At 53.8% G+C, this 7228-nt stretch carries 7 protein-coding genes and 1 pseudogene; 1 reads left to right on the forward strand and 7 read right to left on the reverse strand.

Annotated features, from left to right (window positions below; all coding sequences use genetic code 11):
• Positions 1-36: 36 nt before the first annotated feature.
• The 4 genes from dprA to ET33_RS03435 form a co-directional block, all read right to left on the reverse strand.
• Positions 37-1140 (reverse strand): DNA-processing protein DprA, encoded by a 1104-nt coding sequence (dprA, locus tag ET33_RS03420; RefSeq protein WP_036676481.1) that lies wholly within the window; start codon positions 1138-1140, stop codon positions 37-39.
• 141 nt (positions 1141-1281) lie between these two features.
• Positions 1282-2214 carry a succinate--CoA ligase subunit alpha gene (sucD, locus tag ET33_RS03425; RefSeq protein ID WP_010491325.1) on the reverse strand — a complete coding sequence of 311 codons (933 nt, stop codon included), beginning with the start codon at positions 2212-2214 and terminating at the stop codon, positions 1282-1284.
• Between the two features lie 58 nt (positions 2215-2272).
• Entirely contained in the window at positions 2273-3433 is a 1161-nt protein-coding gene (sucC, locus tag ET33_RS03430) for an ADP-forming succinate--CoA ligase subunit beta (RefSeq protein WP_036676483.1), read from the reverse strand.
• Between the two features lie 313 nt (positions 3434-3746).
• Entirely contained in the window at positions 3747-4007 is a 261-nt protein-coding gene (locus tag ET33_RS03435; RefSeq protein WP_036676485.1) for a hypothetical protein, read from the reverse strand.
• 179 nt (positions 4008-4186) lie between these two features.
• On the opposite strand from ET33_RS03435, the gene ET33_RS03440 reads away from it, so the two are divergent.
• Positions 4187-5797 carry a YifB family Mg chelatase-like AAA ATPase gene (locus ET33_RS03440; RefSeq protein ID WP_036676487.1) on the forward strand — a complete coding sequence of 537 codons (1611 nt, stop codon included), beginning with the start codon at positions 4187-4189 and terminating at the stop codon, positions 5795-5797.
• Here the strand turns inward: ET33_RS03440 and ET33_RS03445 are convergent.
• The 3 genes and pseudogenes from ET33_RS03445 to ET33_RS38860 all read right to left on the reverse strand — a co-directional run.
• Complete coding sequence (locus ET33_RS03445) at positions 5794-6168, reverse strand: YraN family protein (RefSeq protein ID WP_152570584.1); 375 nt, start codon at positions 6166-6168, stop codon at positions 5794-5796. The two genes, ET33_RS03440 and ET33_RS03445, sit on opposite strands and share 4 nt — an antisense overlap.
• On the reverse strand, positions 6165-6461 hold the full coding sequence (locus ET33_RS03450; protein WP_036676492.1) for an EscU/YscU/HrcU family type III secretion system export apparatus switch protein: 297 nt from the start codon (positions 6459-6461) through the stop codon (positions 6165-6167). Before ET33_RS03450 ends, ET33_RS03445 begins: the two co-directional genes overlap by 4 nt.
• Positions 6458-7228: pseudogene (locus tag ET33_RS38860) on the reverse strand (hypothetical protein); the annotation flags it as partial. The gene ET33_RS03450 and the pseudogene ET33_RS38860, both read right to left, overlap by 4 nt.

The following is a 7228-nucleotide window of genomic DNA, read 5'->3' on the forward strand; positions in this document are numbered from 1 at the left end:
TCTTGCCCCCTTCGACAATGGAAATATGTATGACCATCAAGGTACGGCGTATACCGAACCCGGTAGTTCGACGATCCTGCGCGTCATTAGTAAATTTATCAGAACTGAATGCAAATGTCCAAAGGTAAATTGGCTTTGCGAAAGCAATTCGTCGATCGTAAGCGGTCGGAACTGAAGCATGTCAACTATTTTTTGCTCGTCTTCAGACAGGACAGGCTTCGCTTCCGTTGTATTCATAATGTATGCCTTTTGATCCAAGGATATCCGGCCTGCGTATTCCTCCAAGATATCTGCCGCTCCGGTTACCAGCTTGGCGCCCTGCTTCAAGAGAGATAGCGTGCCTTCGCTCTTGGGAGAGGAGATCGGGCCAGGAACGGCATATACATCGCGCGAAGCTTCCAGCGCCTGGTCCACCGTGATCAGGGAGCCGCTTTTTAGCGCCGCTTCAACCACAACAACTCCGAGGCTCAGGCCGGCAATAATGCGATTGCGCTGCGGAAACAAGCCGGGATGCGGCCTAGTGCCGAGCGGATATTCGGAAAGAAGCAGCCCGCATTCGGAAATTTTACGGTATAAAGCTTTGTTTTCGGGCGGATACACCGTCTCGATACTGCAGCCCAGCACGGCTACTGTGCTCCCGTGGCTGCGTAAAGCTCCTTCGTGGGCGGCGCTGTCAATTCCCCGGGCGAGCCCGCTTACCACGCATACGCCTGCTGCAGATAACGATTCGGCCAGACGCTCGGCCGTCATTTTTCCGTAAGCGGTCGGAGTGCGCGTGCCGACCATGGCAATGCACGGGCGGTTTACGATATCCAGTTGTCCCCGGTAATACAAAATCCAAGGCGGATCGGCCGTCTCCAAAAGCATCGCCGGATAACGGTCATCCCCAAGGACCACCCATTCGATATGCAGCTCCTTGTAACGGGATCGCTTGGCGTCCAGTTGAGCTTCGGTTACATGGCCGAGTCCTCTAACCATTTGTTCGGCCCGGACCGGGGTCAGGCCAAAATCAAGCCAATCGGCATAGCTGAGCGAAATGATATCGCATAACTGCGGAAACTGCCGCACCAGCCGGCCAATCGTCTTGGAACCGACACCTTCCATATGATGCAAGGCAAATAGCATGCTTCGGTTGTCCATATAGTATAGCTCACTCCTTTGGTCAGAAACAACTTTCTTCATTTGTAAGGTATAGCCAAAAATCAAAAAAGCCTCTCAAACCCGTACCTCATACGGATTTGAGAGGCTGCTTGCCATCTCGTTATTGATGCGAAAGGCTGCTTACTTCTTGGTGATGCACTTTTCGAGCAGGCCTTTTTCTTCCAATACGCTCACCAGAGTGGAGCCCATTTCGGAAGGTGTCGGCGCTACTTTGATACCGCAGCGTTCCATCGTTGCGACTTTCTCCGCTGCCGTTCCTTTGCCGCCGGAAATGATGGCGCCAGCGTGGCCCATCCGTTTTCCTGGAGGCGCCGTTTGACCGCCAATGAAGCCGACAACCGGCTTCTTCATGTTCGCCGCAATCCACTCTGCCGCTTCTTCTTCCGCGGAACCGCCGATTTCACCGATCATGATGACAGCATAGGTATCCGGATCTTCGTTGAACAGCTTCAGGATATCGATGAACTCGGAGCCTTTAACCGGGTCGCCGCCGATTCCTACGGCAGACGATTGGCCGATGCCACGAGTCGTCAGCTGATGAACCGCTTCGTAAGTCAGCGTTCCGCTTCGGGATACGACGCCGACATGACCCGGCGTATGGATGTAGCCCGGCATGATGCCGATTTTGCACTCGCCCGGAGTGATGACGCCTGGGCAGTTTGGCCCAATCAAACGGGTCTTTTTACCTTCCATGTAACGGCTGACTTTGACCATATCCAGCACCGGAATACCTTCGGTGATGCAGATGACGAGATCAAGCTCGGCGTCAACGGCTTCCATGATCGAGTCCGCAGCGAAAGCCGGCGGAACGTAAATAACCGAAGCGGTAGCACCGGTCGCATTTTTCGCTTCCAGTACGGTGTTGTAAACTGGAAGAGTTACAGTCGTACCGTTTTCCAGCGTGAAATCAACATTCGTGCCGCCTTTGCCCGGAACCGCGCCGGCTACCATTTGCGTACCGTACTCCAGGCCGCCCAGCGTATGGAACATGCCTGTCTTGCCTGTCATGTTCTGAGTGATGACCTTTGTATTTTTATCAACCAAAATAGACATGGTTAAAATTCACATCCTCTAATAGTATGGAAGAAAGGTGCTGCTTCGTAAAGAGAAATTACTTCACCAGCGCAACGATTTTTTGCGCGCCGTCGGCCATCGAATCGGCTGCTACGATGTTCAAACCGGATTCGTTCAAAATCTTTTTGCCGAGATCCACGTTCGTGCCTTCCAGACGTACGACAAGCGGACGGTCCAGACCCAGTTCCTTCGCTGCAGCCACAACGCCTTCAGCGATAATGTCGCACTTCATAATGCCGCCGAAAATGTTAACGAAAATTCCTTTTACATTCTCGTCGGACAGGATGATTTTGAACGCTTCGGTTACTTTCTCTTTCGTAGCACCGCCCCCTACATCGAGGAAGTTGGCCGGTTCGCCGCCATAGTATTTGATGATATCCATCGTCGCCATAGCCAGACCTGCACCGTTAACCATGCAGCCGATATTGCCGTCGAGGGCGATGTAGCTCAGGTCGAATTTGGAAGCTTCGATTTCTTTTGCGTCCTCTTCGTCCAAGTCGCGCAGCTCAACGATGTCTTTATGACGGAACAGCGCGTTGGAGTCGAAGTTCAGCTTCGCGTCAAGCGCCATAACGTTACCGTCACCCGTAACGACGAGCGGGTTGATTTCGGCGATGGAGCAATCTTTTTCGACGAAAGCGGTATACAAAGCGGTCATGAATTTCACGGCTTTGCCTACGAGCTCGCCCGGAATATTGATGGCATAAGCCAGCTTGCGCGCTTGAAACGCTTGCAGACCGACAGCCGGATCGATTACTTCTTTGAAGATTTTCTCCGGAGTGTGGGCGGCTACTTCTTCGATCTCCGTTCCGCCTTCTTCGGAAGCCATCATGACGACGCGGCCCGTAGCGCGGTCGACCACGAGACCGATGTAATATTCTTTCTTAATGTCGCAGCCTTGCTCGACCAGGAGGCGCTTTACTTCTTTGCCTTCTGGACCGGTTTGATGCGTAACGAGGACTTTACCCAGGATTTCCTGTGCGTATGTACGAACTTCGTCGAGGTTCTTGGCAACTTTGACACCGCCCGCTTTACCGCGGCCGCCGGCGTGAATTTGCGCTTTTACGACAACTACGGGAGTACCCAGCGATTTCGCCGCTTCCACCGCTTCGTCTACCGTGAAAGCTACTTTTCCTTCCGGTACGGCAACCCCGTACTGTTTCAGCACTGCTTTGCCTTGATACTCATGGATATTCATTTAGCAAAATCCTCCTATCAGTAATGACTTACTATATGGAATCGACCCTTCCCAAGCTCGGGACGAGTCCACTCGCTAATAAACGTCCGGTTGCCAAACATTAGCATGTCCTTAACGGCAAACCTTTATCATTGTACCACTTTTTTCGAGCGGTTTCCTTATATTTTGTGTTAAATATTTGATACATCTTTTTTATAAGCGTCGAAAAGAATAGTTATTTGGAAAATTAACCATGCGCGGCTGCGAAATATGTAAAAAGCGCATCTACCTGATACTCTACGTACCAAAATAGATGCGCCGCGCGCAATTCCTGCTAATAATAAGTCGGGTTGATCGGCGTCCCCGCCCGAGGCTCCCGCTCCGCTTGCTTTACAAAACGCATTTCGTTTCCGGTAAAGCTGCATACCATGCATTGAATGGTCGGTTCGGTTTCGTCGATGCGCTGCGGTTCGGTCACCTCTTGGACGGTTCCGGAAATCGCATCCTTGAGAAAAGATTGGGAAAAGCTCGAGATCATACTGAATTTGACCCGGTTGGAACGGCAGTTCGGACAAAAGTAAGGTTTTTCCTGCATCTCATGATCACCTCAACGAGTATTTTTGCCAATTGTTGATTTTTTATCCGAAACCGTCCTGAACCGGTACGATTCGGTTGCGCTCGACGAGGGTACATATTACAATACAGGTAAGTTAATACGGCAGATAAGGAAGCACCTTTCGCCATGAATCGACATGGGGAGAGGTGTGTTTATTTATGTATGGGAAAGTGGTAAGCGCTTGTCTGCATGGCGTGGACGGAAAGCTGGTCGAAGTCGAGGTGGATCTGAGCAACGGTTTGCCGCAGATGATGATCGTCGGGCTGCCCGACGTGGCCATCAAAGAATCGATGGAGCGCGTCCGGGCCGCGATCAAAAATTGCGGTTTTACATTTCCCTTGCAGCGGATTACGGTGAATCTGGCGCCGGCGGATTTACGCAAAGAAGGCTCGGCCTTCGACTTGGCCATCGCTCTCGGCATTCTCAAGACGAGCGGACAACTGCCGGACGAAGCGTTACATGATACGTTGATTATCGGTGAGCTTGCGTTGGACGGTTCCGTCCGGTCGGTCCCCGGCGTCTTATCGATGATCGCAACGGCCCGGGAGCACGGAATAGCGCGTGTTATCGTGCCGACGGAAAATGCGGAGGAAGCCGCTTGGATCGGAGGGTGCGAAATTCGTTGCGTTCAGCATTTGGGTCAGTTTCGGCGGTCTGAGGGGAATGCCGAAGCGGCTGTTGCCGGCGGAGCCGAGGAATTGAATGCCGGACCGATGGAATCTCTGGCAGGAAGCGGGTTATTGTCCGGTTCTAAAACGGCTGCGTCTCGGGAAACAAGAAAATCGGAGGAGGATTATGCGGACGTCAGCGGACAGCTCCATGTCAAACGGGCGCTCATGATCAGCGCGGCCGGCATGCACAATTTCATACTTATCGGTCCTCCGGGGACCGGCAAGACGATGCTGGCCAAAAGACTCCCTACCATTTTGCCGCCCATGAGCGATTCCGAGTCGCTGGACGTCACGAAAATTTACAGCGCTTCTGGAAAATTCGCCGACCGGCGGCAGCTCATCCGCGAGCGACCGTTTCGGATGCCTCACCATACGATTTCCGCTGGAGGCCTTGTGGGAGGCGGAGGCATTCCCAAGCCCGGAGAAGTAAGCTTGGCACATCGCGGGGTGCTTTTTCTGGACGAGCTTCCGGAGTTTTCCCGGGTCGCCTTGGAAGTGCTGCGCCAACCGATGGAGGACCGGTTCGTGACCATCAGCCGCGCGCGGGCCGTTTACCGGTTCTCAGCGCACTTCCTGCTCGCGGCCTCGATGAATCCGTGTCCTTGCGGGTATTGGGGGGCGGCGAGCGGTCAGCAAGGCTGTGTATACAGTCCGCTTAAAATATCGCATTATCGCGCAAAAATTTCCGGGCCGCTCTTGGACCGGATCGATCTGCACGTCGAAGTGCCGAGAATCGAGTATAAGGACTTACGCGGGTCTCAGCTGCCTTTATCGTCTGCCGAAATGCGCGCCGCCGTGGAGCGGGCGCACGAAATCCAAAAGCGTCGATACGCTGAGTCAGGCATCATGTTTAATAGCGAGCTTAACGGTAAAAAGCTGAGGGAGCATGTGATACTGGACCCTCCCTCCGCGCAGCTGCTGGAGCGGTCATTTGCAGCGCTCGGTTTGAGCGTGCGCGCACATGACCGGATTTTGAAAATCTCGCGCACGATCGCCGATCTGGAGGGGCACTCCGAGATTGGAGTTGATCATGTGGCCGAGGCGCTGCAGTATCGGGTGCTCGATAAAAAAATAAATCCGCATACGCTTTTCGGTTAAAAAGCGTTGCGGATATACTCAAGCTCCTGGACAGCGCCCGTCGGGTCCGTTTGGATCGAGATCACGTCAAAACGGACCTGCTTGTCCTGGAGCCGCTGCATATGCATGTATACTTGAGCGGTCTCCATCACCTGCCGCTGCTTGCGCGCATTGACCGACTCCTGCGGCGTGCCGAAGGTCCCGCCTATACTGCGGGTCCGTACCTCGATAAAAACCAAAATCTCGTGATCCTCGGCAATCAAGTCGATTTCGCCGGTCCGGCAGCGCCAGTTTCGGGCGCGGAGCTTCAATCCTTGCTCCTGCAAATGATCGGCCGCCGCCACTTCGCCGAGGGCTCCAAGCTCCTTGCGGCTCAGCCGGGTTTCCTTCATCGGACATCGCTCCTCCATTCCTTGGCTCGTTGATCCGAACGGTAAATATAACTGAGTACCTCGGCGACCAGTTTATAAAGCTCCGGCGGTATTTCTTGATCCAGGTCAAGCTTGGACAATACTTCGACCAGGGATGCGTCTTCCTGAATCGGAACGCCGCTTTCCTTGGCTTTCTCCATAATTTGCTCGGCGATTCTGCCCTTCCCTTTGGCGATCACCTTCGGGGCATCCGACATTTCGGGGGCGTACTTCAGGGCCACCGCTTTTTTTAACCCGACTGGTTTCTCCTTCATATCCGAATGTCCATTCCCTTATACGGTTTTTGCGAGTATGCGTTCGGCAGCCGACCGGCTCCGGGATGGTTAAGAGTCTCGGCAAAAGCCGAAACGGCTTCGTTGCCCTCCTGAACGGCTTTCGTCGGATACGGGCTGTATTTCATCGATATAAATTGATAGCCAATGGACGCAAGTCCGGCCGCAATCTCCTCTTTGTGCGCTTCCAGCAGCTCCTGCGTAAAAGGCAAATCGTTATGAACATGCAGGCTGACAATGCCGTTTACGACCTGCACATCGACCATGGTATCTCCAAGCATTTTCATGCGCAAATCGAACACAAGCCGACAGTTGCTGGCGTCCAGGCTGCCGTTTTTGCCTTTGCGCGATTGAATATGGACCGCAGCCGTCTGTTCGCCGCCGGCATGCATGATCGGCACAAACAGCGTGAGATGGGAAAGCATCGCATTCCGGTCGGCGCTTAACATGAGCTGCTGTCCGGTAATTTGCTGCACCGCCTGCTGGGCCGCGTCCTTTAAGCCTTGCGGAGCATCGGAAGCCTGCGACAGCTGCATCAGCAGGCTTTTGAGCGTGTCTGCCGATTTGGCAAAGTCGGCTTGCACACCGGCTGATGCGTGGGACAATCCCGACTGCGGAGCATCCGGCATGGTCCGCTCCAGCAACTTCATCGCCTGATGCTCATGCTCGATGCCAAGCGTTTTCATAAGGCGCCCGATCAAGTTGCCGCCCTCTTGCGGCACTTGCACCGGCTGCGCCGCTGCTTGCGC

It is taken from the genome of Paenibacillus tyrphae (assembly GCF_000722545.1).
Lineage (GTDB): Bacteria > Bacillota > Bacilli > Paenibacillales > NBRC-103111 > Paenibacillus_G > Paenibacillus_G tyrfis.